Origin of the sequence: Nocardioides massiliensis (assembly GCF_030811215.1) — a bacterium.
Taxonomy (GTDB): domain Bacteria; phylum Actinomycetota; class Actinomycetes; order Propionibacteriales; family Nocardioidaceae; genus Nocardioides_A; species Nocardioides_A massiliensis.
Genome location: NZ_JAUSQM010000001.1, coordinates 2,105,146 through 2,130,087, shown reverse-complemented (window position 1 = coordinate 2,130,087; position 24,942 = coordinate 2,105,146). Strand labels below are relative to the sequence as shown.

Annotated in this window: 23 protein-coding genes, 1 tRNA gene, 1 pseudogene and 1 riboswitch; of the genes and pseudogenes, 11 read left to right on the top strand and 14 right to left on the bottom strand. The window is 71.3% G+C overall.

Annotated elements, in window-relative coordinates; genetic code table 11:
• The first annotated feature begins 99 nt into the window (after positions 1-99).
• The gene (locus J2S59_RS10550) at positions 100-627 is read left to right on the top strand and encodes a MarR family winged helix-turn-helix transcriptional regulator (protein WP_068116563.1); all 528 of its coding nucleotides are present in this window, start codon (positions 100-102) and stop codon (positions 625-627) included.
• On the opposite strand, the gene ettA is transcribed toward J2S59_RS10550, so the two are convergent.
• From ettA to J2S59_RS10525, 5 genes are all read right to left on the bottom strand, one after another.
• Entirely contained in the window at positions 614-2,296 is a 1,683-nt protein-coding gene (gene ettA, locus J2S59_RS10545) for an energy-dependent translational throttle protein EttA (protein WP_068116565.1), read from the bottom strand. The two genes, J2S59_RS10550 and ettA, sit on opposite strands and share 14 nt — an antisense overlap.
• Positions 2,297-2,387: 91 nt before the next feature.
• A complete protein-coding gene (locus J2S59_RS10540) occupies positions 2,388-2,870 on the bottom strand; it encodes a single-stranded DNA-binding protein (RefSeq protein WP_068116567.1) in 483 nt (160 codons plus the stop codon).
• 152 nt (positions 2,871-3,022) lie between these two features.
• The gene (locus tag J2S59_RS10535) at positions 3,023-4,633 is read right to left on the bottom strand and encodes a GTPase (protein WP_068116570.1); all 1,611 of its coding nucleotides are present in this window, start codon (positions 4,631-4,633) and stop codon (positions 3,023-3,025) included.
• Positions 4,630-6,357: a GTPase family protein gene (locus tag J2S59_RS10530; RefSeq protein ID WP_246360045.1), complete on the bottom strand. Its 1,728-nt coding sequence runs from the start codon at positions 6,355-6,357 to the stop codon at positions 4,630-4,632. The genes J2S59_RS10535 and J2S59_RS10530 overlap by 4 nt, the downstream gene beginning before the upstream one ends.
• A complete protein-coding gene (locus tag J2S59_RS10525) occupies positions 6,354-7,502 on the bottom strand; it encodes a PrsW family intramembrane metalloprotease (RefSeq protein ID WP_068116572.1) in 1,149 nt (382 codons plus the stop codon). Before J2S59_RS10525 ends, J2S59_RS10530 begins: the two co-directional genes overlap by 4 nt.
• A 48-nt stretch (positions 7,503-7,550) precedes the next feature.
• On the opposite strand from J2S59_RS10525, the gene J2S59_RS10520 reads away from it, so the two are divergent.
• From J2S59_RS10520 to J2S59_RS20345, 4 genes and pseudogenes are all read left to right on the top strand, one after another.
• Positions 7,551-8,957 carry an aminopeptidase P family protein gene (locus tag J2S59_RS10520; RefSeq protein WP_306825092.1) on the top strand — a complete coding sequence of 469 codons (1,407 nt, stop codon included), beginning with the start codon at positions 7,551-7,553 and terminating at the stop codon, positions 8,955-8,957.
• Positions 8,958-8,966: 9 nt separating this feature from the next.
• Entirely contained in the window at positions 8,967-9,509 is a 543-nt protein-coding gene (locus J2S59_RS10515; RefSeq protein ID WP_068125052.1) for a dihydrofolate reductase family protein, read from the top strand.
• Between the two features lie 131 nt (positions 9,510-9,640).
• Positions 9,641-9,714 (top strand) — tRNA-Arg (locus tag J2S59_RS10510).
• A gap of 161 nt (positions 9,715-9,875) precedes the next feature.
• Positions 9,876-10,139, top strand: a pseudogene (locus J2S59_RS20345) (transposase); the annotation flags it as partial.
• 281 nt (positions 10,140-10,420) lie between these two features.
• Here J2S59_RS20345 and J2S59_RS10505 read toward each other — a convergent pair.
• Positions 10,421-11,800: an IS1380 family transposase gene (locus tag J2S59_RS10505; RefSeq protein WP_370871479.1), complete on the bottom strand. Its 1,380-nt coding sequence runs from the start codon at positions 11,798-11,800 to the stop codon at positions 10,421-10,423.
• On the opposite strand from J2S59_RS10505, the gene J2S59_RS10500 reads away from it, so the two are divergent.
• The gene (locus J2S59_RS10500; RefSeq protein ID WP_306825091.1) at positions 11,696-13,045 is read left to right on the top strand and encodes a transposase; all 1,350 of its coding nucleotides are present in this window, start codon (positions 11,696-11,698) and stop codon (positions 13,043-13,045) included. The genes J2S59_RS10505 and J2S59_RS10500 overlap by 105 nt on opposite strands.
• A gap of 133 nt (positions 13,046-13,178) precedes the next feature.
• Here the strand turns inward: J2S59_RS10500 and J2S59_RS10495 are convergent, their stop codons facing one another.
• A complete protein-coding gene (locus tag J2S59_RS10495; RefSeq protein ID WP_068122058.1) occupies positions 13,179-13,772 on the bottom strand; it encodes a TetR/AcrR family transcriptional regulator in 594 nt (197 codons plus the stop codon).
• Positions 13,773-13,858: 86 nt separating this feature from the next.
• On the opposite strand from J2S59_RS10495, the gene J2S59_RS10490 reads away from it, so the two are divergent.
• Both J2S59_RS10490 and J2S59_RS10485 read left to right on the top strand, forming a co-directional pair.
• A complete protein-coding gene (locus J2S59_RS10490; protein WP_181642139.1) occupies positions 13,859-14,035 on the top strand; it encodes a hypothetical protein in 177 nt (58 codons plus the stop codon).
• Positions 14,036-14,073: 38 nt separating this feature from the next.
• Positions 14,074-15,066 carry an endonuclease/exonuclease/phosphatase family protein gene (locus tag J2S59_RS10485; protein WP_306825090.1) on the top strand — a complete coding sequence of 331 codons (993 nt, stop codon included), beginning with the start codon at positions 14,074-14,076 and terminating at the stop codon, positions 15,064-15,066.
• A gap of 3 nt (positions 15,067-15,069) precedes the next feature.
• Here J2S59_RS10485 and J2S59_RS10480 read toward each other — a convergent pair whose 3' ends face one another.
• Positions 15,070-16,590, bottom strand: a complete 1,521-nt coding sequence (locus tag J2S59_RS10480; protein WP_246360428.1) for an SDR family NAD(P)-dependent oxidoreductase — start codon at positions 16,588-16,590, stop codon at positions 15,070-15,072.
• 46 nt (positions 16,591-16,636) lie between these two features.
• Positions 16,637-17,482, bottom strand: coding sequence for a patatin-like phospholipase family protein (locus tag J2S59_RS10475; protein WP_068122172.1), 846 nt, complete (start codon positions 17,480-17,482; stop codon positions 16,637-16,639).
• Positions 17,483-17,507: 25 nt separating this feature from the next.
• Positions 17,508-17,604, top strand: a riboswitch (TPP riboswitch).
• On the opposite strand from J2S59_RS10475, the gene thiM reads away from it, so the two are divergent.
• From thiM to thiD, 3 genes are all read left to right on the top strand, one after another.
• Entirely contained in the window at positions 17,596-18,465 is an 870-nt protein-coding gene (gene thiM, locus J2S59_RS10470) for a hydroxyethylthiazole kinase (RefSeq protein ID WP_068122181.1), read from the top strand. It overlaps the preceding riboswitch by 9 nt.
• Positions 18,462-19,142: a thiamine phosphate synthase gene (gene thiE, locus J2S59_RS10465; protein WP_068122175.1), complete on the top strand. Its 681-nt coding sequence runs from the start codon at positions 18,462-18,464 to the stop codon at positions 19,140-19,142. The genes thiM and thiE overlap by 4 nt, the downstream gene beginning before the upstream one ends.
• Positions 19,139-20,002 (top strand): bifunctional hydroxymethylpyrimidine kinase/phosphomethylpyrimidine kinase, encoded by an 864-nt coding sequence (thiD, locus tag J2S59_RS10460; protein ID WP_306825089.1) that lies wholly within the window; start codon positions 19,139-19,141, stop codon positions 20,000-20,002. Before thiE ends, thiD begins: the two co-directional genes overlap by 4 nt.
• On the opposite strand, the gene J2S59_RS10455 is transcribed toward thiD, so the two are convergent.
• Genes J2S59_RS10455 through J2S59_RS10435 form a run of 5 tightly spaced genes read right to left on the bottom strand, consistent with a single transcriptional unit; the run spans position 19,999 to position 24,890 of the window.
• A complete protein-coding gene (locus J2S59_RS10455; protein WP_306825088.1) occupies positions 19,999-21,171 on the bottom strand; it encodes a lipid-transfer protein in 1,173 nt (390 codons plus the stop codon). The genes thiD and J2S59_RS10455 overlap by 4 nt on opposite strands.
• A complete protein-coding gene (locus J2S59_RS10450; protein ID WP_068119396.1) occupies positions 21,168-21,605 on the bottom strand; it encodes a MaoC family dehydratase in 438 nt (145 codons plus the stop codon). Before J2S59_RS10450 ends, J2S59_RS10455 begins: the two co-directional genes overlap by 4 nt.
• Positions 21,602-22,714 (bottom strand): acyl-CoA dehydrogenase family protein, encoded by a 1,113-nt coding sequence (locus tag J2S59_RS10445; protein ID WP_306825087.1) that lies wholly within the window; start codon positions 22,712-22,714, stop codon positions 21,602-21,604. The genes J2S59_RS10450 and J2S59_RS10445 overlap by 4 nt, the downstream gene beginning before the upstream one ends.
• A complete protein-coding gene (locus J2S59_RS10440; protein ID WP_068124926.1) occupies positions 22,714-23,727 on the bottom strand; it encodes a bifunctional MaoC family dehydratase N-terminal/OB-fold nucleic acid binding domain-containing protein in 1,014 nt (337 codons plus the stop codon). Before J2S59_RS10440 ends, J2S59_RS10445 begins: the two co-directional genes overlap by 1 nt.
• Entirely contained in the window at positions 23,724-24,890 is a 1,167-nt protein-coding gene (locus J2S59_RS10435) for an acyl-CoA dehydrogenase family protein (RefSeq protein WP_068124928.1), read from the bottom strand. The genes J2S59_RS10440 and J2S59_RS10435 overlap by 4 nt, the downstream gene beginning before the upstream one ends.
• Positions 24,891-24,942: the final 52 nt, after the last annotated feature.

Here is a 24,942-nt window from a genome sequence, read left to right as displayed (position 1 = left end):
CGCACTGGACGAACGAACGGCCCGTGACCTGCCCAAGCAGGTCGCGGGCCGTTCGGCAATGTGGTCGAAGATTCAACTACCTGTGCTTATCCTGGGCCGGTGAGCTCTTCCACGCCGCGCTGGCTCGAGCGCGACCAACAGCACGCCTGGCGCTCGTACGTCGTCGGCAGCACCCTGCTCCTCGCCAAGCTCGACCGCGAGCTGCGCGACGAGTTCGGGCTGGCACTGGCGGAGTACGAGATCCTCGTGCGGCTCTCCGAGTCCGACGGCGGCCGGATGCGGATGTCGGCGCTGGCCGACAGCATGTGTCACTCGCGCAGCCGGATCACCCACACGGTCAAGCGCCTGCAGGACCGCGGTGTCGTCGAACGGGTGGCGTACGGCGACGACGGGCGCGGGGTCGAGGCGGTGCTCACCGACGCGGGTCGTCAGCTGCTGGAGCGTGCGGCGCCGGTGCACGTCCACGGCGTACGCCGACACTTCGTCGATCGCCTCAGCGCCGACGACCTGGCCGCGGTCGGGCGCGCGTTCGGCACCGCGGCCGACGCGTTGGTCGCCGAGCACCCGGCCGCCGACATCCGCGAGGCGGGCGGCCGGGCGCTGCGGGGAGCCGTCAGTCGCGGGTGAGCCGGCGGTGGGTCACGCGGTGCGGCCGGGCGGCGTCGGCGCCGAGGCGCTCGACCTTGTTCTCCTCGTAGGCCGCGAAGTTGCCCTCGAACCAGAACCACTGCGCCGGGTTCTCGTCGGTGCCCTCCCAGGCCAGGATGTGGGTCGCGACCCGGTCGAGGAACCACCGGTCGTGGGAGGTGACCACCGCGCACCCGGGGAAGTCGAGGAGCGCGTCCTCCAGCGAGGACAGGGTCTCGACGTCCAGGTCGTTGGTGGGCTCGTCCAGGAGCAGCAGGTTGCCGCCCATCTTCAGCGTGAGGGCGAGGTTGAGCCGGTTGCGCTCACCGCCGGAGAGCACGCCGGCCTTCTTCTGCTGGTCGGGCCCCTTGAAGCCGAACGACGCCACGTAGGCGCGCGAGTTCATCTCGAAGTTGGCGACCTTGATGTGGTCGAGCCCATCGGAGACGACCTCCCAGACGTTCTTCTGCGGGTCGATGCCGCCGCGGCTCTGGTCGACGTAGGAGATCTTGACCGTCTGGCCGATCTTCAGCTCACCGGAGTCGGGCGTCTCGTTGCCGGTGATCATCCGGAACAGCGTCGTCTTGCCGACGCCGTTGGGACCGATCACGCCCACGATGCCGGCGCGCGGCAGCGTGAAGCTCAGGTCGTCGATCAGGGTGCGGTCGCCGAAGCCCTTGCTCAGCCCGTGGGCCTCGAGCACCACGTCGCCGAGGCGCGGGCCGGGCGGGATGTTGATGTCGGCGGTGTCGATCTTGCGCGCCTTGTCGGCCTCGGCCGCGAGCTCCTCATAGCGAGCGAGACGGGCGCGGCTCTTGGTCTGCCGGGCCTTGGCGTTGGAGCGGACCCACTCCAGCTCCTTCTCGAGCAACCGGGCGCGCTTGGCGTCCTTCTGGCCCTCGATCTTGAGCCGCTCCTTCTTGGTCTCCAGGTAGGTGGAGTAGTTGCCCTCGTAGCCGTGGATCGCCCCGCGGTCGACCTCGGCGATCCACTCCGCGACATTGTCGAGGAAGTACCGGTCGTGGGTCACGGCCAGGACGGCGCCGGGGTAGTTCTTGAGGTGCCCCTCCAGCCACTGCACCGACTCGGCGTCCAGGTGGTTGGTGGGCTCGTCGAGCAGCAGCAGGTCGGGCTGCTGGAGCAGCAGCTTGCACAGCGCGACGCGGCGTCGCTCACCACCGGACAGGTGGTCGACGAGCGCGTCCGGTGGCGGGCAGCGCAGGGCGTCCATCGCCTGGTCGAGGCGGCTGTCGAGGTCCCAGGCGCCAGCGTGGTCGAGGTCGGCCTGCAGGTCGCCCATCTCGGCGAGCAACGTGTCGAAGTCGGCGTCGGGGCTGGCCATCTCCTCGGAGATGGCGTTGAACCGGTCGAGCTTGCCCTTGATCGCGCCGACGGCCTCCTCGACGTTCTCCAGCACCGTCTTGCCCTCGGTCAGCGGCGGCTCCTGCTGGAGCATGCCGACCGTGGCGTCGGGGTCGAGGATCGCGTCGCCGTTGGACGGCTGGTCGAGACCAGCCATGATCCGCAGCAGGGTCGACTTGCCCATGCCGTTGGGTCCGACGACACCGATCTTCGCTCCGTGGAGGAACGAGAGGGTGACGTTGTCGAGGATGACCTTCTCCCCGTGCGCCTTGCGGACGTTGCGCAGCGTGAACACGTACTCAGCCATGGGCCGAACCCTACGGCCGCAGGTCCCGTGAGACCGAACCGGCCCGGCGGCCGCCGAGCGTCAGCCGACCGCGCCGACCGCCGGACCGGGATCAGGCGACCGACGCCGCCGGGCCCTCCACGCTCTCGGGCTCGGCCGTCGGAGCCGACGCCCAGGGGTCGCCGCCGTGGGCGGCCTGCGCGGTCGCCGGCCCGGCATCCGCGTCGGCGTACTCCTTGCGCGGCGTGCGGATGAACGCCGCGGTGCCGCGGTTGAGGTCGTGGCCGACGAAGCCGGCCTCCACCACCAGGGTCGTGGAGCGCACACCGTCGTCGCGCTGCCACTGGTCGGCCTGGAGCCGACCGCGCACGACGACCGGGTCACCCTTGCGGACCGAACGGGCGACGTTCTCGCCGAGCGTGCGCCAGGCCTTGACGTCGTACCACGTGGTCTCGCCGTCGTGGTACTCGTCGTTCTTCTTGCGATAGCGCGGGGTGCACCCCACCCGGAACTTGGTCACGGTGGCGGTGCCAGCAGTGTGGGTCTCCGGGTCGGTGCCGACCCAGCCCTGCAGGACGACGTAGGTGTCGTACATCGGGCGAACCTCCTGGGGACGGGAACAGTTGTCCCAGGGAGCCTCACCGACGGCGGTCCACCGCCGAGCCCGCGACCGCGGCGTTGGGGACAGTCGCGAGGAGCGGGCGCCTGGGGACCGCAGCCGGCCCAGCCCGATTCCCTACCGCAGCTCTACCGCAGCGCGGTGTCGAGTCCGGCGCGGGCCGCGCGGCAGCTGTCGAGCTCGGCCTCCACGGGCGCGATCACCAGCCGGGCGACAACCTCGCGCACCGCGGCCTCGAGCCGCGACCGTGCGCGTCTGCCGGCGGAGCGCGCGGCGAGGCCGGCGCTCAACGCACCCAGGACCGTCAGGGCGATGCCCGCCACCAGACCACCGAGGGCGAGCAGCACGGGCAGGGACATGCCCGCGGCCTGCGGGGGCTCCGGAGCGTCACCACCGGTCATGGGTACGACGGCCAGGTAGCCGAGCCAACCGACGCCGGCGAGCGCGGCCGTGAACGCCAGCACCTGCAGCAGCTGCAGCAGGCGCGACCACGCGGGCGGCCGGTCGGCTCCCAGGTCGACGCCGGCGACCGCTCGGTCGAGCGCGTCCTCCAGCTCGGGGAGGGTGTCGACGGACGCCGCGCGGACGGCGGCGGTCCACCGTGGCGACAGGTCGGCCGTCACCTCGTCGACCGTCTCCCGTACGGCGGTGTCGATGCGCGCGCGGTGCAGCGCGGTGACGCGGCCTCCCCCGCGGGTGGCGGCCGCGAGCGGGTCGCGGCGACGCGTGAACGCGGAGAACAGCGGCCAGTTCGTCGTACGGCGTGTGCGGTGGCGCACCGAGGCCTCGACCGCCTCGACGAGGGCAGGCACACCGGCGGCGTCGACACACGCGTCGACCAGCTCGGCCGAGCGCCGGTCGTCCAGCGCCGCAGTCGGTGCCGGACCGCTCACCTGCGACAGGTCCTCGGCTGCGACCAGCACGTCGGCGAGCAGGCGGGCGTTGACGGAGTCCTTGTCACGGACGCGGCGGGCGATGTGGTCGCGCAGCTCGTCCATCCCGGTGCCGTCCTTGGCCGAGGCGACGACGAGGGGGACGTCGTGCAGCCCGTCGGCGTCGAGCAGGCGCCGGCAGTCGGCGACCATCGCGTCGCGTCGGGCGAGCGGCACCTCGTCGATGTGGTTGAGCACGATCAGCATGACGTCGCGGTGGCTCGCGAGTGGCTTGAGGTAGCGGTCGTGGATCGCCGCGTCGGCGTACTTCTGCGGGTCGAGCACCCACACCAGCATGTCGGCGAGCGCGACCAGGCGCTCGACCTCGAGGTGGTGGGACACCTCGGTGGAGTCGTGGTCGGGCAGGTCAAGCAGCACCAGGCCCTGGAGGTCGCGCTGCGCGTCGCCGCGCACGTCCAGCGTGGAGTCCCGGCTGACGCGGTGACGCGGCGGGATCTCCAGCCAGTCGAGCAGCGAGTCGGCACCCGAGGCGCCCCACACGCACGCGGTCGCCCACGAGGTGGTGGGACGGCGGACCCCGACCGCGGCGATGTCGAGGCCGGTGAGGGCGTTGAAGGTCGAGGACTTTCCCGAGCCCGTCGCACCGCCCAACGCGACGACGGTGTGGTCGGACGACAGCTGCAGCCGGCGTCCGGCGCGCTGCACGACGGTATCGGCGTGGTCGAGCTCGGGGCCGTCGAGTCGCCCGCGCCCTGCGGCGACGGCACTGTCGAGTCCGGTGACCCGGGCGGCGACGGACGAGCCCCCGCCCAGCAGTCGTTTGGCCCGCTCCATCAGTCCGGTCACGCATATCCCCCTTCGGGCGCGGCGAACCGCACGTCGTCCACGCGGCGCGTGGCATCGCGCAGCCGCTCGGCCGCGGTGGTGTCCACGCCGAGCTCGTCGAGCACAGTGTCGAACCGGGCGCGCTCCTCGTCGAGCAGTGCGCCGACCCGGCGCTCGAGGTCGCGGCGGGCGCGCTCGGCGAGGCGGCGTACGGCCTGGTCGCCGAAGACCGCCTCCAGGACCTTCTGGGCGACCGCGGCAGTGCCTCCGGCGACCCCGACCTCGGCGCCGGTGACGCCGCCGGTGCTGGCGAAGACCACCATCATCAGCGAGACGCCCAAGCCGTTGACGCCGAAGGCGAGGAACCGTGCGGTGCCGCGCTTGCCGGCACCTTCGGCCCGGACGAGCTCGAGGACACCCTCGTGCCAGGCACGCACCTCCGCGTCGACCCGGCGACGCAACGTGCGCGAGGCACGGCCGAGTTCCGACGGCACGGAGTCCGACAGTGCGACCCCGGCGTCGCTGCCGCGCCAGGCGCGGTCGGCGTTCTCCGCCGCGCGCTCGGCGTGCTCGAGGATCAGCGACTCGAGCCCGGACTCGACCGCGACCGCGACGCGCTCGATCTGCTGGGTCCGGCCCCGGATGCCACCGACGACGCGGTCGCGCAGCTGGCTCACCCGGGACTCGAGCGCCTTGAGCAGGTCACCGGTGCCGACGAACTCCTGCCAGCGCATGAGGACCTCGCCGCGCAGGAGGTTGCCGCTCGTGATGGCCTCGTCGATGTCGCGCTGGGCGGCGTCGTACGCCGTGTCGACCGCCTCGCGGAGCCGGGTGACGACCGTGGCCTGCTCGGCCAGGGCGTCCGCGAGCGGGTGGGTGCGCCGCGACAGGCTGCGGATGGCGCCGTCGAGGGTCTGGCGCACGACGGCCGCCCGTGCCCCGGCGTCGGCGGCGAGCATCTCCAGCCACGCCCGGATGTCGGCAACGGCCTCGGGGGGCAACAGGCCCTCGTCGTCGACCGTGCTCTCCGGGACGGCGAAGAGCGGGGAGTCCCGCAGACCGCGTGCGGTCAGCATGCGCGCGAGGTGGCCGCTGACCTCCGCGAGCGCGTCGGGCGGGGTGCGGTCGAGGACCACCGCAACCGCGGTGCTGCGCTCGGCGGCCGACTTGAGGAACTCCCACGGCACCTGGTCGGCATAGCGGGCGGCCGAGGTGACGAACAGCCACAGGTCGGCGGCGGCCAGCAGCTGCGAGGCGAGCAGCCGGTTGCGCTCCTCGACGGAGTCGATGTCGGGGGCGTCGAGGATCGCCAGTCCCGGCGGCACGTTGTCGCTGGCGACCAGCTGCAGCCTGCCGGTGTCCATGCTGGCGTCGGGGGTGCGCTCGAGGTCGGGGAGGATGCGCGACTGGTCGAACCACGCCACATCTGAGGGATGGTGGACCAGCACCGGGGAACGCGTCGTCGGACGCAGCACGCCGGGCAGTGACACCCGACCGCCGACGAGGGAGTTCACCAGCGTCGACTTGCCGGCGCCGGTGGAGCCGCCGACGACGGTCAGCAGCGGCGCGTCGATCTGGATGAGCCGCGGCAGGACGTAGTCCTCGAGCTGAGCGAGCACCTCGGTGCGGACGCTGCGGTGCGCGGCGATCCCAGGCGTCTCGAGCGGCAGCGGTGCCTTGCGCAGGACCTCGCGCAGCCGCACCAGGGCGGTGAGCATGTCGGTGGTGGCGTTGGTCGCCGTCATCGCGCGCTCCCTCCCAGGGGCTGGGCGACGCCGGTCGGCGTCGGTCCGGGCCAGATCACTGCGGGGCGCAGTGCCTGGAGCTGGTCGACCAGCTCCTGTCCGCGCGCCGCGAAGTCGGCCGGGGCGACGTTGCGCAGGTAGCGGTCGTGCAGGAAGCCCAGCTCGGTGGCGGTCGCCTGGAACTCCGCGACCGTCTCGGCGGCGGCCTTCCCGCCCACCTGCCGGGCGTGCCGGCGCGCGGCGTACCGCGCGGGCAGCCGGACCAGCCACGGCACCTCGTGCGGGAGCACGAAGCCGCGGCGTACGCAGTCGCCCAGCGAGCGCGTGAGCATGAGTCCCTCGCGCCGGCGCACCCACAGGGCGAGTCCGACGACGATGAAGAACGCGGGGACCATGAGGAACACGTAGGTGATCAGGAACCCGGCGCCCTCGGCGTAGAAGACCGAGCCGTTCCACAACGCGTGCGTGGCCACGGCCACGGCGTACCCGACGACGGGCGCGACGATGCGGAGCGCCCGCGAGGCGGTGTAGCAGGCCAGTCCGACGCCGATGCCGATGAAGACCGTGAAGAAGGGGTGCGCGAACGGGCTGAAGATGCCGCGGACGACGAAGACCGCGGTGGTCTCCTCGAGCCCACCGGGGCCGGTGCCGTCACCGACGTACGCCGCGGCGTAGTAGAGGATGTTCTCGGTGAAGGCGAACCCGATGCCGACCATCCCTGCATAGACGACACCGTCGAGGACCCCGTCGATCTCGTGGCGGCGGAACCACAGCAGCAGCAGGATGAACAGTCCCTTCGCGGCCTCCTCGGTGAACGGCGCGACGAGGGCCGCGGACACCGACTCGGGGCGGCCGAAGACGACGGCGTCGACGACCTGGAACACCAGCGCGACCGCGGTCGCGACGAAGGCACCCCAGCCGAGGCCCGCGAGCAGGAGTCCGCGCGGCTCGGGCTCGTAGCGGTCGAGCCACATGAACGAGGCCACGAGCGGCCCGACCGGGACCGCGGCGAGCAGCACCCCGAGCACGATCGCGTCGGGCGCGCCGACGCTGACCAGGACGATCGCCATGACCGCAGCACCGAGCAGCATCGCGACGGCCACGAGGACCGTGAACGCAACACTGTGACGGCGGCGGACGGGCATGGCCAGAACCCTATCGGTCAGCGCCTGCGCGAGACGTAGGCTGGAGCGATGAACGAGGAGCCGCGTACCGAGACCCACGATCCCGCCGTGCCCGAGGCCTACGCCGCGTTCATGCGCACCGGCTGGGGCGACCGCGAGCTGGACCTGCCCCGGCACCCGGTCGCGGAGCGCGCTGCGGAGCGCCGGCAGCGGCTGGCGGAGCTGTTCCCGGGCGAGCGGCTGGTGATCCCGGCCGGCGGCTACAAGGTGCGTGCCAACGACACCGACTACCGCTTCCGGCCCGAGACCGCTCACACGCACCTGTCCGGCAACCAGACCTCCGACGCCGTGCTGGTCGTCGAGGACGGCGATGCCGTGCTCTATGCCCGCCCGCGTTCCTCGCGCGACACCGACGAGTTCTTCCGCGACCGGCAGTACGGCGAGCTGTGGGCCGGGCGGCGGCCCTCGCTCGGCGAGCTCTCCGACTCGCTCGGCATCGAGTGCCGCCACCTCGACGACCTCGACGCGACGCTGCGCACCCCCGGCAAGACCCGGGTGCTGCGCGGGGTCGACGCCCGCGTCGACGCCGCCGTCGAGCCCGACGAAGGTCAGGACCGCGAGCTCGCGCGCGTCGCCTCCGAGCTGCGCCTGGTCAAGGACGACTGGGAGGTCGCCCAGCTGCAGGAGGCCTGCGACATCACCACCCTCGGGTTCGAGGACTGCGTCCGCGAGTGGGACCGCGTGCTGGAGATGGGCGAACGCTGGATCGAGGGCACGTTCTTCCGGCGCGCCCGGGCGATGGGCAACGACATCGGCTACGACTCCATCGTCGGCGGGGGCCGGCACGCCACGACCCTGCACTGGATCGAGAACTCCGGACCGATCGTGCCCGGTGAGCTCGTGCTGCTCGACATGGGCGTCGAGGCCTCGAGCCTCTACACCGCCGACGTCACTCGCACCCTGCCCGTCTCCGGCACCTGGACCTCGCTGCAGCGCGAGCTCTACCAGCTGGTGCTCGCCGCCCAGCAGGCCGGGATCGACGCCGTACGCCCCGGTGCTCGGTTCCTCGCCGCGCACGACGCCGCGATGAGCGTGATCGCCCACGGGCTCGACGACATGGGCCTGCTGCCCGTCCCCGCCGAGGAGGCGCTGTCGCCAGACTCCAAGGTCTACGCCCGCTGGACCCTGCACGGCACCAGCCACATGCTCGGGATGGACGTGCACGACTGCGCGCGCTCCGCACCGGAGACCTACCCGCGCGGCGACCTCGCCGAGGGCATGGTGCTGACCGTCGAGCCGGGGTTGTACTTCCAGGAGGACGACCTGCTCGTGCCCGAGGAGCTGCGCGGCATCGGCATCCGGATCGAGGACGACATCCTCGTCACCGCCGACGGCCCACAGAACCTCTCCGCGGCGCTCCCCCGCGAGCTCGACGAGGTCGAGGCGTGGATGGACCGGCTGCGCAGCGGGAGCTGAGCAGTCGGCATGCGCGTCGTCTACTACACCGCAACCACCCTCGACGGCTTCATCGCGACCGAGGACCACTCGCTGGACTGGCTGCTCAGCCGGGAGATCGACCAGTCCGGTCCGGGCGGCTTCGAGCCGTTCGCCCCCACGATCGGTGCGATCGCGATGGGCGCCAACACCTACGTGTGGCTGCAGGAGCACGGCGAGGCGGAGCAGCCGGGTGGCGACCCCTGGCCGTACGACGTCCCAGCGTGGGTCTTCACCCACCGCGACCTCGAGCCGTTCCCGGGCAAGGACATCCGGTTCACGAGCGCATCGGTCACCGAGGCCATGCCTGAGCTCGCCGCAACGGCCGGTGACCGGGACCTGTGGATCGTCGGCGGGGGCGGGCTCGCTGCGCAGTTCGCAGAGGCCGGGGCGCTCGACGAGGTGCAGGTCGCGATCGCGCCGGTGACGATCGGCGCGGGTGCGCCGCTGCTGCCCGCACACGTCGAGCTACGGCTCGAGTCGGTGTCGCAGAACGGCGAGTTCGTGGTGGCGACGTACGCCGTCGTGCGCTGACGCGTTGAACGCGCCGGTCGTGATCCGCCCGCAGCGCGCTGACCTGCGAGTGCCTCACTAGACTCCTGGCCGGATCGCGGGTGGCCGGGTGCGAGATGTTCGGACTCGTTGCGAGGTTTCTCCCGATCCGCGCCTCCGTAGCTCAGCTGGATAGAGCAGCGGCCTTCTAATCCGCCGGTCACAGGTTCGAATCCTGTCGGGGGCACCGATGTCAGCGTCCCACTCGAGGATCGCAGTCACCACGTGGCTGTTGCGAAATGGGGTCGTGGCGGTCGGTGACTTCGGGTCGTGGGGTCGAGATCATGGGGCGTGGCTCGTTCCTATCGCCCGGTGATCCGGGATCAGGAATTTCTTCTCCCGCCGAACATGGCGGACTGGCTGCCTGAGGACCACCTCGCGTGGTTCGTCCTCGACGTGGTCGAGCAGCTCGACACCGCGCGGTTCCACGCTCGTCGACGCACGGGCGGCGTGGGCCGGGCGGGTTATGACCCGGACATGCTGTTGGCGCTGTTGATCTACGCCTACGCGGTCGGCGAGCGGTCCTCACGACGCATCGAGCGACTGTGCAGCGACCACGTGGCGTTCCGGGTGTTGTGCGGCCAAGACGCCCCCGACCACACCACGATCGCCCGGTTCCGTGCCGAGCACCACGACGCGGTCATCGACTTGTTCGCCCAGGTGCTGCGGTTGTGCGCAGATGCCGGGATGGTCAAGGTCGGGGTGGTCGCGATCGATGGCACCAAGATCGCAGCGAACGCCGCGCGCTCAGCCCTGATCCACCGACGTTGTTTCTGTAGTGGTCGTTCTCGGCGCTGGCGGGTATCGCGGCGTCGTGGGCGTGCGGGACCTGCCGGTCTACGCCGGTTCTTCCACTTCAGGGTCCTCGGTTGCGCCCGTGCTGGGCTGGATGGTCACGTCGTGGCGGGTGTTGGTGGTCCGGTCGCGAGCGCGTGGAGGGTGTCCCACTGCTCTGCCCAGGGCCATCGGATCGGGAGGTGCAGGATGAGTCGGCGGCCGGTGGCCGCGATCCGGGCGGGGATGTTGATGATCCGCTTGCGCAGGGTCGCCCATCGGACCTTGGCCATGTTGGCGGCGACGGCGGTGGCACGGGCGATGTTGAACGCGATCACTGCGAGCGCGACCCACGCGGCGTTCGCCGCGTACTTCCCCGACGGCAGGTGCGCCAGGGCGCCGTCCTTGAGTTCGGCGATGACCTGCTCGACGATCGCGTGGTCACGGTGAGCCTGGTCTGCCTCAACGATGTCGAGGGTGGAGTTGGTGATGAACGCGTGGTGCCGGTAGCTGGCGAACAGCTCACCTTGTTCGGTGCCGTCGCCGGCGAGGGCCTGGAGCCGCTTGACCCGGCGCACAACCAGCCGGCAGGCCACGTGCTCGGCCTTGCGGCGGCCGGTGAACGCCACGAAGGCCACCTCGGCGACCTCCGCGTCGGAGATCCAGCGCTGCTCTGTCTCCTCCCAGATCGCGTTCGGATACTTGATCGGTGTCCATGCTTCTTGGTCGATGCCGGTGATTGCGGCGCTCACGCTGGGGGTCATCCGGGCGGTCACGGAGAACCAGGTCTTCGCGCGGATCGCGGTCCCGACGAAGGCCCATCCGTAGTAGGCCGAGTCGGCCCGGCACAGGATCGGGCCCTTCACGCCCGATGCACGGGCGGTGCCGATGGCCTGGGCCAGCAGCCGGCCGGCACCCGCTGCGGACGCGGTGTTGCCCTTGCGTAGCCGTGCCCGAGCGATCACGGGCGCGCTCAACGGCGTGGAGACCGTGGCGAGCTGGATGTTCAGCCCCCGCACCCGGGAGTAGCCGTAGGCGGCGCCTTGCTTGGCATAGCCGTGGACCTCGCGGATCGTGTCATCGACATCGATGAACGCGGTCTCCTCAGCGGCATCGCCGCCAGCGACCAGTCCTGGAACCCGGTCGGCGAGGCCGGCCAGGAGCCGGCCACCGACCGCGTCGAGCTGCTGCACGTGCCCGTGGGTGAAGGAACGTAGGAACGTGCCCAGCGTGGAGGGTGCCCGCACCCCGCCGAACAGCCGACCCATCCCGCCGTGCCGGAGTAGGTCCAGGTCATCGATGCTGTCTGCGCCCGCGAGCATCCCGCCCACCACGCTGGTCGCCTTCGTCGCCGCATTCGGCGAAGGCACCGTCAGTCGCTGCGCGAGGAGATCGTGCAGGCCGGCCGACTCGGCCAACCGAAGCGCCGGAACCAGACCTGCGGCCGACACCAAGTTCGGATCATCGAAGACGGGCCTGATCGTGTGAGAGGCTTTCACTTACGAGGTGTCCCTTGCTCGGCCCGGAATCGTGTGTGTGGTAACTCCGATTCTCTCGCCCAGCAAGGGCATTCTCGTTCTACGCCACGCTCAACTCTCCACCCATCGGTGGATCAGGGCTCAGCGAACCGGTCCGCGGACTGGGTGCGTCAACAAGCCCAACGCGTCGCGGCCGAGGTGGTCGCCGAGGCTGAGCAGACCGACGCCCGCGAGGATGCCGAGGACGACTCTGATCGGCTCCCGCCGCAGTTCGCCAACCGCAAAGACCGTGCGGCAAGCATCAAGAAGGCCCTCGATGAGCTCGATCGTCGTCGCGGTGAGGAGGCCGAGCAGGACCAGGCCGACCGGGTTCGTGCTGAACAGATCCTGGCGCGCGCTGCCACCGAGGCGATGCCGGGACCGGTCCCAGCCGGGGTGGACCCGGTGGCCTATCACCGGGCGCGGATCAGCCGGTTTCAACGGCTGCTTGCCGAGAACGAGACGGCGCCGGGCCAAACAGCTGCCCGGGTCCGGTTCGACGCGCGCAAGGCCCTGGAGCGAGCTGAACAAGCACTCAACGAGGCTGAGGCCGCAAGCGCCGCGGGCGAGGTCGATCTGCGCGGCCCGCGTCGCCGCGCGCGTGATCGTCGAACGGCACGGGCACGCGCCCGCGGCGGCCAGGGAGAGGTGGTCAACACCACCGATCCTGAATCACGGTTGATGACCGAGGGCGCTGGTGGCGGATCGGTGCAGGGCTATAACGCCCAGATCGCGGTCAGTGACGACCACTTCATCGCTGGGATCCACGTGTCTCAAGAGGCCAACGACACCGGCTGCTTCACCCCGACGCTGAACGAGGTCACTGCCCAAGTTCGGGCGTTGGACAAGCAGATCGATCTGGTGCTGGCCGACGCCGGCTACTTCACCGACGACAACCTCACCACCACCGGACCCGAACGGTTGATCGCACCGGGCAAGAGCCGCGATCTCCACGCCGATGCCGCTCGTCGACCAGCCACCGGCCCGCGGTCAGAGGAGGTCTCGGTCAAAGACGCAATGCGTCACCGGCTGCGACAACCCCAGAACGTTGAACGCTACAAACGTCGCAGCGCCACCGTCGAACCCGTCATCGCCCACCTCAAAGAACAAGTCGGCCTACGTCGCTTCGCTCAACGCGGCCTCGCCGCCGTGACCGCCGAACTCCACCTCGCAGCCGCAGTCGTCAACCTCACCCGCCTCCACCGAGCACAAGCAGCCACCGGCTGACCCCGCAGGGGCAGGCCCAGGCGCCGCCCCCGCAAACAGGTGACAGCGCGACGCCACCACGCGGGCCCGCACGGGCTCACTCAATTCGCGACAGCCACCACGTGACTGGGATCCTCGAGCAGGGCGCATCCGGCTACGCGGTGACGAGTGCGGCGAGCTGTGCGGCGGTGCGATCGACCCACTGCGCGTCCGGAGCCCCGCGGCGCAGCGAGCCCGCCAGGTAGGCGCCGAGGACGAGGTCGAGCAGCAGGTCGGGGTCGAGGTCGGCCCGCAGGTCGCCTGCGGCGATGTCGGCTTCGACCAGCTCACGCACGGGCGCGAGACCGCTCTCCAGCGACGCACGCAGAGCCGTCGCGAACTCCGGGTCGCTCCCCGTGAGGACGGCGGCCACGCCACCCGGCCCGACGCCGGACGCCAGCACCTCCCCCGTACGCCGCAGGACCCACGCGAGGTGGTCGCGCACGGATCCCGGTTCGGGTGGCGCGCCGGCGGCGGTGACGGGGTGGAGGACCGCGGCGAGCAGCTCAGCGCGGTCGCGATAGCGCCGGTAGATCGTCGTGCGCGCGACGCCGGTCCGCGCGGCGACGGCGGCGACGTTGACCGCTCCGGGTCCCTGCTCCCGCAAGAGCGCCAGCGCCGCCTCGCGGATCACCTCGTCGGTGCGAGGTTGGCGCGGCCGTCCCCGCGGACCAGGACCCTCGGCGGCGGGGTCGGCAGCGTCACTCATGCGGGGAATTCTTCCGCACTTCTTTTCGCTACACTAGGTGTATCGGAAAGAATGCGACCCGGCGCCGCCGGAGAACGGAGCTCCTCATGGAATTCCTGCCCTACCTGATCTTCATGGTGGTGGTGGCTCTCGCCGTCGCCATCACGACCTTCGGCATCACCACCTGGGTGTACGTCCAGGGCAACAAGGACGAGGACGACACGAAGTCCCCGACGGCCACGCGCACCGACCGGGAGATGGCCACCTCGGGCGCTCGCCGCTGACCTATCCGGTGGGGCACTGACCCGCTACCCTCCCCAGGGTGCGTCCCTCCCGCCCGTTCTCCCTGTCCTTGCCTGGGCGCGAACGCGGGGGCTCCGTACGCGCCACCTCGGTCACGAGGCTCGCACTCGTCACCGTCGTGGCCGTGCTCGTGGCGACAACCGGTGCACAGCCGGTCGCTGCCGGTCAGGAGGATCGGCAGGAGGCACTCCGACCGGCGGCCCTGGAGCATGACCGGCCCCTGGGCACTCCGCGCCCGCGCGAGCTTCACGTCATGTCGCTCAACGTCCTCTACGAGTCGACGTTCTTCAACTTCAAGCCTTCCTGGTCGGCCCGCAGACCCGCGCTACGCGGCGTGCTCAAGCGCGCGCGGCCGCACCTGATCGGAACCCAGGAAGCCACCGAGCGGCAGGTCGACCACATCAGCAGCGACCTCGGCAAGCACTACCGACAGGTGGTCCGCACGCCCGCCGGCACCTCGTGGGCACTCGCGATCTTCTACGACAAGCGACGTCTCCGCCCCCTCGAGTCGGGCCTCATTGCGCTGCCGTCGCGACGCATGCTGTTTGGCGCCTGCTGCCGTCGAGCGGCTCTGTGGACCCGCTTCGTCGACAAGAAGACCGGTCACCGCTTCGTGCATGTCAACACTCATCTCGAAGCCTTCTCTGCGGACGCTCGCGCCGAATCGGCTCGGATCCTGCGCCAACGGGTCGAACGCATCGCCCGTCGAAAGCCGATCGTGCTCACCGGCGACTTCAACGAGCCGGCACGCGCAGGGAGGCCCGTCTACGTCCACCTCGTGCGTTCTCGATGGGTACGCGACAGCTGGCGGGCTGCTCGGGTCCGCACCAACCGAGTCGGCACATACCACAACTACCGCGGCCTCAAGCAGAACGGCAGCCGGATCGACTGGATCCTGACGTCGCCACAGATCCGGGTACGCCGAGCCGCGATCAACATCAGTAGCCGGGACGGGTTGTTCCCCAGCGACCACTTCCCCGTGCAGGCGTTGATCCGCCTTCCCCGCCGCTGAGGCTCACCAGGGGCTGGGCTCGTAGTCCTTCACGAAGCAGCCGTAGAGGTCCTCGCCGGCCTCACCACGCACGATCGGGTCGTAGACCCGCGCCGCACCGTCGACGAGGTCGAGCGGCGCGTGCCATCCCTCGGCGGCGATGCGCAGCTTCTCGTGGTGCGGGCGCTCGTCGGTGATCCAACCAGTGTCGACGGCGGTCATGAGGATCTTGTCGGTCTCGAACATCTCCCCCGCGCTGGTGCGCGTGAGCATGTTGAGCGCCGCCTTCGCCATGTTGGTGTGGGGGTGCCCTGCGCCCTTGTAGCGTCGCGAGAACTGGCCCTCCATGGCCGACACGTTGACGACGTACGCCCGACGGGCGCCGGCGTCCACCGCAGCCCGCATCGCCGGCCGCAGCCGGGACACCAGCAGGAACGGGGCGATCGAGTTGCACAGCTGCACCTCGAGGAGCTCCAGCGGGTCGACCTCGTCGACGGTCTGGGTCCAGGAGTTCGTCATCTGCACGTCGGGCAGCAGTCCACCCGCATCGACAGCGGTGCCGGCGAGATGCGCCTCCATGCTCGCACTGCCGGCCTTGAGCGCGAGCGCCGTCAGGCTGGCCGCGCTGTGCGCCGCCATTGCAGCCTCGGGCGACTCCCCCTCGTGATGGGCGACCGACACCTCCTGCAGGGCGCCGGCGATCGCAGCCGGGTGCGCCTCGGAGATCTTGTCGAAGCTGACCATCTCCGGCAGCGCACGGTCGGCCGGCAGCGGCGCCGACTCCCCCTCGATCAGCGGCGCATAGGCGCCGGGGCTGCGGCGTACGGTCTGGCAGGCGTTGTTGATGAGGATGTCCAGCGGCCCGGCGGCAGCCACGTCCTCGGCCAGCGAGATCACCTGCGTGGGGTCGCGCAGGTCGATGCCGACGATCTTCAGTCGGTGCAGCCACTCGTCGGAGTCCTCGGCTGCTGCGAACCGGCGTACGGCGTCCTTCGGGAACCGCGTGGTGATGGTGAGGTGTGCGCCGTCGCGCAGCAGGAGCAGCGCGATGTACATCCCGATCTTCGCGCGCCCACCCGTGAGCAGCGCCCGCTTGCCGGTGAGGTCGGTGCGCTGCCTGCGTTTGGCGTGCGACATCGCCGCGCAGTTGGGGCACAGCCAGTGGTAGAAGGCGTCGACCAGCGTGAAGTCCTGCTTGCAGATGTAGCAGCCGCGCGCAGTGATCAGCTCACCGGCGAAGGCACCCTCGGCGTTCGACACCAGCGGGATCCCCGCCGTCTCGTCGTCGATCCGCAACGGCGAGCCGGTCGCGGTCTTCTCGATGATCCGCTGGTCGTGCGACTGCCGCTCCATCCGGATCTCGGCCCGGCGCGACTTCTTGATCAGCTTGTACATGTGCGACGCGGCCCGCTTCATCGTGCGGACGTCGTCGTGGTCCGGGTGCAGCTGGGCGATCTCGCGCAGCACCTTCAGCGCGACCGCCATCTCGTCGGGATCGATGCCCGCCGGTGCAGCGTTCGCAGCGGTGTCCTCCGGCGTGCTCACGGGGATAGATCGTAGGCGGCGCGGGCCGCCCGGCCGGCACCCGGGTTCAGTCGCTCCACAGCGCGCGCACGCGCTCGGCCACGTCGGCCGCCTGCGCCCGCCCGGCTTCGGCACTGATGCTGCGACGCGCCGGGTCCAGCACGTTGCGCCCGATCGCCGCGCGCGAGCGCGCGTCGGGCCGCACCACCTCGTGGCGTACGCCGGCCAGCTGCTCGCTCGCCCGACGCATCGGACCGATCGCCCGGTCGACGGGGGCGAGGACGAGCACCCGCTCACAGTCGCGGGCGAGATCGGCATTGACGTAGGACCGGGCGCCGCCGTCAACGTGGTCGCGGCCCTCGAGCGGCACGGGCGGGTAGACGCCCGGGACCGCACAGCTCGCCGCGACCGCCTCGAGGAGGCTCACCCCGCTCGCGGCGTCCAGTCCGCGCAGTTCGCCCGTGGCGACGTCGACGGCGGTGGCGACCAGCGGCTCGGCCGGCCACTCCAGGGAGGGAAGGCGCTCGCGGATCGCGGCGTACCGCTCCTCCAGCGTCGGCGTCCTGCCCGCCCGCGTCTGCGCCACGGCGTACGCGCCCAACGCACGGCACATGCGCCGGCTGTCACCGCGCCCGCGCAAGAAGGCGACCGCGTAGCGCGCCAGCACCGACGGGCTGATCGAGGCGACCTGCTCGCCCGGCTTCGCGACGTACGGCGAGGCTTGGTAGGCGTACAGCTCCTCGACCGGGGTCCCCGACCGCAGCTGCGCACCCACGACCGAGCCGGCCGACGTGCCGACGACCATCTCGGCCGTGCGCACGTCGACACCCGCCTCCGCGAGCCCCGCCACCAGTCCGGTCATCCAGGCGATGCCGGTGATGCCGCCACCACCGAGCACGAGTCCGCGAGTCATGGAGCCAGACGGTAGCGTGGACCACGACCGTGACACGGGGTGCCCGCGCGCAGCGGGCTGAGAGCACACCCGTCGAACCTGATCTAGTTCGTACTAGCGAAGGGATGTCGCGCATGCCGCGCACCGTGAACGACCCCACCCCTCAGACCGCCGCGCTGGTCGACGCCCTGGAGCGCGTCCGCACCCGCGCACCACTCGTCCAGTGTGTGACCAATGCAGTGGTCATGCAGTTCACCGCCAACGCGCTGCTCGCACTCGGCGCGTCGCCCGCGATGGTCGATATCCCCGACGAGGCCGGAGCGTTCGCCTCCGGCGCCGACGCGCTCCTGGTCAACCTCGGCACCCCGTACGCCGAACAGCGCGACGCCGCGGGTGAGGCGGTCGAGGCCGCCTGCGCCGCCGGTGTCCCCTGGGTCCTCGATCCCGTCGCCGTGGGCATGTTGCCGGTGCGGACGCCGCTCGCCGTCCGCCTCGTCGCGGCGCGGCCGACGGTGGTCCGTGGCAACGCGTCGGAGGTCGTTGCGTTGGCCGCCACGGCCGGGCTGAGCGACCCTGCGGCCGGCGGCCGCGGGACCGACGCGACGCTCTCGGTCGACGAGGCGCTCCGGGCTGCGGGTGCACTGGCCGGTCACACCCACGGCGTCGTCGCCGTCTCGGGTCCCGTCGACGCCGTCACCGACGGGGACCGCGTCGTCCGCATCGACAACGGCAACAGCCTGCTCACCCGCGTCACCGGTGGCGGGTGCGCACTCGGCGCCTGCGTGGCCGCCTTCCTCGGCGCCACCCGCGCTGACCAGCTCGACCCGCTCGTGGCCACGGTGGCCGCCGTGACCGCTTACGGGGTCGCTGCCGAGGTCGCAGCTGAGGTGGCGACGGGACCGGGCAGCTTCGCCGTGGCACTCATCGACGCCCTCCACCACCTCGACGCGACCCAGCTGACCGATCGCGCCTCGGTCGTCCTGGCGACTGCGAGCGCCCGGTGAGGCGGCCACCACTCGACCTCTCGGTCTATCTCGTGGCCGACCTCGGCGTGCTCGATCGGCTCGGGCGCGACGCCGTGGATGTCGTCACCGCAGCGGTGGACGCCGCCGAGACCGACAGCGCGGTGAGTGTCGTGCAGCTGCGAGCCAAGGAACGTGGCGCGCGCGACCAGGTCACGCTGGCGTGTGCGCTTGCAGCCGCCCTCCCCGCAGGCGTGCCGTTGATCGTCAACGACCGCGTCGATGTCGCGCTCGCGGCACGAGCCCGCGGCGCAGGCGTCGCCGGCGTTCACCTCGGCCAGAACGACCTCGACCCGACCGACGCCCGACTCCTCCTGGGCCCGGACGCCGTGCTGGGACTGAGCACCTCGACCGCTGCGCAGGTCCGTGCCGCCTGCGCCGCAGGGGTCGTCGACTACCTGGGACTCGGCGCCTTCCGCTCCACGTCGACCAAACCGGACGCACCGGCGCCGCTGGGCCTCCAAGGCCTCAGCGAGCTGGTCGCCCACAGCACGCTGCCGACCGTCGCGATCGGCGGCCTCGACGCCCCGGACGCGTCGGCAGTGCGGGGGGCTGGCGCCGACGGGATCGCCGTGGTGTCGGCGGTGTGCGCCGCGGCGTCGCCGGCCGCCGCGGCAGGTCGGCTCCGCGCCGCCTGGGGCGGGGAGGAGAGCCGATGAACGCCGTCCCGCGGGTTCTCAGCGTCGCCGGCACGGACCCGACCGGTGGCGCAGGCATCCAGGCCGACCTGAAGGCGATCGCCGCGCTGGGTGGGTATGGCATGGCGGTGGTGACCGCGCTGGTCGCCCAGAACACCATGGGCATCCGCGCGGTCCACGCCCCACCGGTCGAGTTCCTTCGCCGCCAGCTCGACGGGGTGTGTGACGACGTCGAGGTCGACGCCGTGAAGCTCGGCATGCTCTTCGACACCGCGATCGTGGAGACCGTCGCCGACTGGCTCGGCCGTGTCCGTCCCCCGGCCCTGGTGGTCGACCCGGTGATGGTCGCGACCAGCGGCGACCGCCTGTTGCTGCCCGAGGCCGAAGCTGCGCTCATGCGACTTCTGGGCGAGGTCGAGAGCGACGTCCTCGTCACCCCGAACCTCCCCGAGCTCGCCGTGCTCGCCTCGGCAGCCCCGGCACGCACCGAGTCGGACCTGAGTGACCAGGCACGGGTCGTGGCATCGGCCTACGGCGTCCGGGTGTTGGCCAAGGGCGGTCATCTCGACGCCGACCATTCCGACGACGTGCTCGTCGCTCCCGACGGCACCACGACCGCCATTCCGGGACGCCGGGTGGCCACACGACACACCCACGGGACGGGCTGCTCCTTGTCCGCCGCCGTGGCGACCGCGCGGGTGCGCCATGGCAGCTGGGAGCCAGCCGTGCGAGAGGCCAAGGCGTGGCTCACGGAGAGCCTGCAGGCCGCGGGCACCCTCCACGTCGGGCGCGGCCGCGGGCCGATCTCCCATTTCGCGGGGTTGTGGTCACGGGCGGGGACCTACGCCCCTCCGCCCGTGACCGGACGGCCCATCGACTAGGCCGACAGCACCACGCCGCTGGTCGGCACGCCCGTGCCGGCGGTGACGACCACGTTGTCGACCTGACCGGGCTGGTTGACCGACTCGCCCCGGACGAGTCGCACTGCCTCGGCGATCCCGTTCATGCCGTGCAGGTAGGCCTCGCCGAGCTGGCCGCCATGGGTGTTGGTCGGCAACGACCCGTCGAGCTCCAGGTTGCCGTCGGCGATGAACGCCGCCGCCTCGCCGCGGCCGCAGAAGCCGAGCTCCTCCAGCTGGGGCAGCACGAACGGCGTGAAGTGGTCGTAGAGGATCGCGGCCTGCATGTCCGAGGGCTTCAGCCCACTCTGCGCCCACAGCTGGTCACCGACCAGCCCCATCTCCGGGATCCCGGAGATCGAGGGACGGTAGTACGACGTCATCATGTGCTGGTCGTCGCCGGAGCCCTGGGCCGCCGCCGCGACGTACGCCGGCTTGTGGGGCAGATCCTTGGCCCGCTCGGCGGAGACGAGCACGAGCGCCTGGCCGCCGTCGGTCTCCTGGCAGCAGTCGAGCAGGTGCAGCGGCTCGGCGATCCAGCGCGAGGCCTGGTGCTCCTCGAGCGTGATCGGCCGGCCGTAGAAGTGCGCCTTCGGGTTGGTCGCCGCGTGCTTGCGGTCCACGACGGAGACGCGGCCGAAGTCCTCCGACGTCGCGCCGTACTCGTGCATGTAGCGCCGGGCGAACATCGCGACCCACTGCGCCGGGGTCGAGAGCCCATAGGGCGTCATCCAGGAGTACGCCGCACGGTCGGCGTTGGTGTCCATCGGCCGGTTGGCCTGACCGAGGCCGTAGCGCTCGCCCGAGCGCTCGTTGAACGAGCGCCACGCGACGACCACGTCGGCGAGCCCGGCCGTGATGGCGGCCGCGGCGTGCGCGATGGTGCCGCAGGCGGCACCCCCGCCGTACCCGACCCGGCCGAAGTAGGACAGGTCGCCCATGCCGAGGTTGCGCGCGATGTGGATCTCCGAGCTCGACTCGGCAGTGAAGGTCACCAGCCCGTCGACGTCGGAGGGCTTCAGACCCGCATCGGTGACGGCGGCGAGCACGGCCTCGCACCCGAGCTGCAGCTCGCTGCGCCCGGACTCCTTGGAGAACTCGGTGGCGCCGATGCCGACGATCGCGGTGGCGTTGGAGATCGGCGCGTTCACTGGGGCAGCTCCAGGGTCACGGTGCCGCTGACGTGCGGACCGAGCGAGTTGGTGCCGACGACCTTGAGGTCGACGAGCCGGGCAGCGGTGTCGATCGCGGTGACCTCGCCGGTCATCACCATCGTGTCTCCGGGGTAGTTGGGCGCGCCGAGCCGGATCTTGATCCGCTTCACCCGGGCGGCCGGACCGGCCCACGCGGTGGCGTAGCGCTCCGCGAGGCCGTTGCTGGTCAGGATGTTCATGAAGATGTCCTTCGACCCCCGCTCCTTGGCGAGCTCGGGGTCGTGGTGGACGTCCTGGTAGTCCCGGCTGGCGATCGCCGTCGCGACGATCAGCGTGCGGGTGATCGGGATCGCCTCCTCCGGCAGCGTGTCGCCGACGCTGAGGTCCGCGAGCGCGCGGGTGGGTGCCACCTCGACAGGCGTGCCGGTCACGACGCCACCTCCGCGCTGGTGAGGAGCTGTCCGAGGTCCTCGAGCGCCTGGGCGGACCCGCCGAGGGTCGAGGAGATCTGCTTGCCCCACAGGAAGTAGCGGTGCACGGGGTAGTCGACGTCGACGCCGATCCCGCCGTGGACGTGCTGGACGCGGTGGACGACGTCGAGGCCGGCCTGGTCACACCACCACTTCGCGACGAGCGCGGCACGGTCGGCGGCCTTCGGCTCGCCGTCCTCGACGTGGGACACGGCCTGCCAGAGCGTCACCCGCATCGCGTCGATGTCGATGTAGCAGTCGGCGAGCTGGTGCTGCACGGCCTGGAAGGTCGCCAGCGGCCGGCCGAACTGCTCGCGCTCGGAGAGGTACGCCGCAGCCAGCTTGAGCGCTCCCTCGGCGACACCGACCTGCACCGCGGCGAGTGCGACCGCTGCGAGCCGCAGGGCGGCCGGTAGCGCGGGGCCACCGGGGTCCCCGACCGCCTGCGCGCGGGCGCCGGCGAGCGCGAGGTTGCCGGCGTGGTCGCGGGTCGTCGTCTCGGTGGTGGTCCACGTCAGACCATCGGCACCCGACTCGACCAGGAAGAGTCCCGGCCCGGCGTCGGTCGTGGCCGAGACCAGCACGTGGGTCGCACCGACCGCGCCCGGGACGACCGCCTTGGTGCCGGTGAGCACCCAGGCCTCGTCGTCGGCGGTGGCGGTCGTGGACGGCGACGCCGGGACGTCGGGCGCGAACTCCTCGAGAGCCAGCGTCAGCCGCACGGAGCCGTCGGCGATCCCGCTGACCAGCCCGCCCTGCGCGTCGTCACCGTGCTCGGCGAGCAGCAGACCGCCGACGCCCGCGGCCCACAGCGGCACGGGGGCGACGGTGCGCCCCTGCTGCTCGAGGACGACGCAGAGCCCGGCCAAGCCGAGTCCGGCGCCGTCGTGCGCCTCGGGGAGCGCGATACCGAGCAGCCCGGCCTTCGCCAGCTCGCCCCACAGCCGCTCGTCGACACGGCTGTCGGTCTTCTCGACCTCGCGCACGCGGTCGACGTCGGCCAGGTCACCGAAGATCTCGGCAGCCAGCGCCTCGACCTCCTGCAGGTCCTCGCTGAGGTGGAAGTCCATCACGCCTCCTGGGTGGTGGTCGGGCCGTCGGTCGGGCGGAACAGCGGCAGGGTGAGCTCGGGGTCGGCATCACACCAGTCGACCTCGACCGGCATCCCGATCTCGACCTCCTCGGGCGTGACGCCGGTGAGGTTGGTGATCAGGCGCGTGCCCTCCTCCAGCTCGACCACCGCGATCAGCAGTGGGTAGTCGAACGCCGGGTGCTTCGGGTGGTGGGCTACGACGTAGCTGTAGACGGTGCCGCGACCAGAGGCCTCGACGGTGTCCCACTCGAAGGAGTTGCACTCGGGGCAGGCCGGGCCGGGCGGGTGGCGCAGCGTGCCACACGACGCACACCGCTGCACGACGAGCCGGTGCTCCTTCGCCGCCTCGAACCAGAACTGGTTGTCGAGGTTGATCGCGGGCCGCGGGCGTAGGGCCTTGGGCTCTGCGTCAGCCCCCTCGTCGGTCGAGCTACCCCCGTCGGTCGAGCTTGTCGAGACCAACGGCTGGAACCGCAGGGTCCGCCACCGCTGGGTCGCCACGACCTCGTCGCCGACCCGGTAGGTCTTCAACGTGGTGACGAAGCGCCCCACCCCCAGGCCTGTGGACTTCTCCGGCGAGATGTCCTCGACGACCTCGTCGAAGCTCACGTGCTCACCGGGACGCACCTCGCGCTCGAAGGTGAAGTCGGAGTCGGTGGCGACGACCGAGGTGTAGCCGCCCTCGTCGAGCAGCGCGAGCAGGTCCGCGAAGGCCCCGCCGGCGTTGGCGTGGGGGTCCGGACGCCAGGTGGCGGCGTACCCCCGCATCGACCAGGCCTGCATCATCGACGCCGGCGCCACGACGCCGTCACGACCGGTCGCCCGGGCGGCGTCGTCGTCGAGGTACGCCGGGTTGTGGTCCTCCATCGCCTCGACCCAGTGCCGGATCATCGGGACGTTGACCGGGTCCTGGCCGAGCTTGCGCGGGTTGAGCTCCACGCCGACGAAGGCCTGCAGCCGCTCGTCGTACGCAGTCTCGGCGGCGCTCACTTGCCACGCCCCAGACGCGGCAGGCCGAGGCCCTGCGTGGCGACCATGTCGCGCAGGATCTCGTTGACGCCGCCGCCGAAGGTGTTCACGATGCCCTGGCGCGAGAGCTGCTCGATCTGGCCGCCGAGCACGGCTGCCGGTGAGTCCGGCCGGATGCGACCGGCCGCACCGAGGATCTGCGTGAGCGAGCGCTGCACGTCGATGTGGGTCTCCGTGCCGTAGGTCTTCGCGGCACCGGCGGTGGCGCCGGTGAGGCTGTCCTCCGCGACCGCTGCGGTCATCTTCCAGTTCATCAGTCGCATCGCCTCGAGCTTGGCGTAGGTGCGCGCGAACTCCGAGCGCACCCACGGCTTCTCGATCACGCCGGTCTCCTCGGCCCAGGCGAGCGTGTGCTCCCAGAGCTGGATCATCCGGCCGCCGAGGGCTGCCAGGCCGACCCGCTCGTGGTTGAGCTGCGCGGTGATCAGGCGCCACCCGCCGTCGACCTCGCCGACGACGTTGCCGGCCGGCACGCGGATGCCGGAGTAGTAGGTCGCCGTGACGACCATGCCGCCGACCGCCTGGATCGGGCTCCAGCTGAACCCCGGGTCGTCGGTGGGAACGATGAGGATCGACATGCCCTTGTGCTTGGCGACGTCGGGGTTGGTGCGCGCCGCCAGCCACACGTAGTCGGCGGTGTTGGCACCGCTGGTGAAGATCTTCTGGCCGTCGACGACGAACTCGTCACCGTCGCGCACGGCCTTGGTCTTCAGCGAGGCCAGGTCGGTGCCGGCGTCGGGCTCCGTGTAGCCGATCGCGAAGACGATGTCGCCGTTGAGGATGCCGGGGAGGTACTTCTGCTTCTGCTCCTCGGTGCCGTACTGCATCAGCGTCGGCCCGACCGTGTTCACCGTGACGAACGGGAACGGCAGGCCCGCGCGCTGCACCTCGTCGAAGAAGACGTACTGGTCCTCGATGGTGCGCCCTTGGCCGCCGTACTCCGTGGGCCAGCCGATGCCCAGCCACCCGTCGCGGCCGAGCATGCTCACCACCTCGCGGAAGCGGCTGCCCCCGACGCCCTCCTCGCCGACCTGACGGCGTTCGTCGGCCGGCAGCAGGTTGGTGAAGTACGCCCGCAGCTCCTTGCGCAGCGCGCGCTGCGCCTCGGTCTCGCGAAGTTCCATGACCCCAGGATGACGGGTGAGTAGACGACCGTCAACCACGCGTCTACTATGT

Bases quoted from the DNA above. Each gene is read 5' to 3' on its own strand.
- ettA (WP_068116565.1), bottom strand. From the start codon at position 2,296: ATGGCTGAGTACGTGTTCACGCTGCGCAACGTCCGCAAGGCGCACGGG.
- J2S59_RS10540 (WP_068116567.1), bottom strand. From the start codon at position 2,870: ATGTACGACACCTACGTCGTCCTGCAGGGCTGGGTCGGCACCGACCCG.
- J2S59_RS10530 (WP_246360045.1), bottom strand. From the start codon at position 6,357: ATGACGGCGACCAACGCCACCACCGACATGCTCACCGCCCTGGTGCGG.
- J2S59_RS10525 (WP_068116572.1), bottom strand. From the start codon at position 7,502: ATGCCCGTCCGCCGCCGTCACAGTGTTGCGTTCACGGTCCTCGTGGCC.
- J2S59_RS10520 (WP_306825092.1), top strand. From the start codon at position 7,551: ATGAACGAGGAGCCGCGTACCGAGACCCACGATCCCGCCGTGCCCGAG.
- J2S59_RS10515 (WP_068125052.1), top strand. From the start codon at position 8,967: ATGCGCGTCGTCTACTACACCGCAACCACCCTCGACGGCTTCATCGCG.
- J2S59_RS10495 (WP_068122058.1), bottom strand. From the start codon at position 13,772: ATGAGTGACGCTGCCGACCCCGCCGCCGAGGGTCCTGGTCCGCGGGGA.
- J2S59_RS10490 (WP_181642139.1), top strand. From the start codon at position 13,859: ATGGAATTCCTGCCCTACCTGATCTTCATGGTGGTGGTGGCTCTCGCC.
- J2S59_RS10475 (WP_068122172.1), bottom strand. From the start codon at position 17,482: ATGACTCGCGGACTCGTGCTCGGTGGTGGCGGCATCACCGGCATCGCC.
- thiM (WP_068122181.1), top strand. From the start codon at position 17,596: ATGCCGCGCACCGTGAACGACCCCACCCCTCAGACCGCCGCGCTGGTC.
- thiD (WP_306825089.1), top strand. From the start codon at position 19,139: ATGAACGCCGTCCCGCGGGTTCTCAGCGTCGCCGGCACGGACCCGACC.
- J2S59_RS10445 (WP_306825087.1), bottom strand. From the start codon at position 22,714: ATGGACTTCCACCTCAGCGAGGACCTGCAGGAGGTCGAGGCGCTGGCT.
- J2S59_RS10435 (WP_068124928.1), bottom strand. From the start codon at position 24,890: ATGGAACTTCGCGAGACCGAGGCGCAGCGCGCGCTGCGCAAGGAGCTG.